General features: G+C 71.0%; 1 protein-coding gene. It reads left to right on the top strand.

Going from position 1 to position 869, the window contains the following annotated elements; all coding sequences use genetic code 11:
- Positions 1 to 488 precede the first annotated feature (488 nt).
- A complete protein-coding gene (locus STSP_RS40670; RefSeq protein WP_232789924.1) occupies positions 489 to 782 on the top strand; it encodes a phosphatase PAP2 family protein in 294 nt (97 codons plus the stop codon).
- The last annotated feature ends 87 nt before the right edge of the window (positions 783 to 869 follow it).

The following is an 869-nucleotide window of genomic DNA, read 5'->3' as shown; positions in this document are numbered from 1 at the left end:
CTCCCGCCCACCAGAACACGCTCAAGCCCACTCAAGCGGCAACAGCTCCATACCCTCGCAGTTCCGTCCCGACGGTCCGCCCGCCCTGTCGTCTGCCTGCTATGCCGAGGACGTGAACGAGGCGAGGACCATGGGGGCGAGGACGGGCTCTCTGCGCACTCCGCAACAGACCGAGACCGCCCTGTTCTTCGGGGGCAGTCTGGTGGTGCCGCTCCAGGAGGCGTTCCGGGACTACACCGCCCGGCACCACCTGGGCATCGCCGAGACAGCACGGCTGTTCGCCGCGGCGAACGCGGCGGCGACCGACGCCGTCATCACCTCATGGGACGCCAAGCTCCACTACGGCCTTTGGCGGCCGATCACCGCCATCCACCTGGCCGACACCGACGGCAATCCCGCGACCGAGGCCGACCCGCAGTGGCAGCCGCTGCTCGTCACCCCGCCGCATCCCCGACTACGTCAGCGGTCACACCGCGGTCACCGGCGCCGTGACCAGGATCCTGGGCACCTCACACCTCGACCTCAACCTGTCGTCCGAGGCGACGGGCACGACACGGCACTACGACGACGCCGGCCGGCTCAACGAGGACATGATCGACGCCCGCGTCTGGGCCGGAATCCACTTCCACTCAGCGGACATCGACGGGTGTCAGGCCGGCGACCGCATCGGCGTCTGGACGCTCACCCACTACTTCCAGCCGGTGCAGCGTCGTCGGCACAGCAACCCCGCGACTCCTGCCGCGACAGCGCCCGCGGCCGTCGCCATGAGGGCCGGGACATAGTTCTCCGGCCCGGTGTCCGCCAGGGAAGGGGGGCCTCCGCCCGGAGGGGTGGGCGCGGCGGGGGTCGGCCGTCGGGGAGAGGGGGTC

It is taken from the genome of Streptomyces jeddahensis, assembly GCF_001642995.1.
GTDB lineage: Bacteria > Actinomycetota > Actinomycetes > Streptomycetales > Streptomycetaceae > Streptomyces > Streptomyces jeddahensis.
The sequence above is the reverse complement of the archived record's forward strand: the minus strand, read 5'-3'. Positions and strand labels throughout refer to the sequence as shown.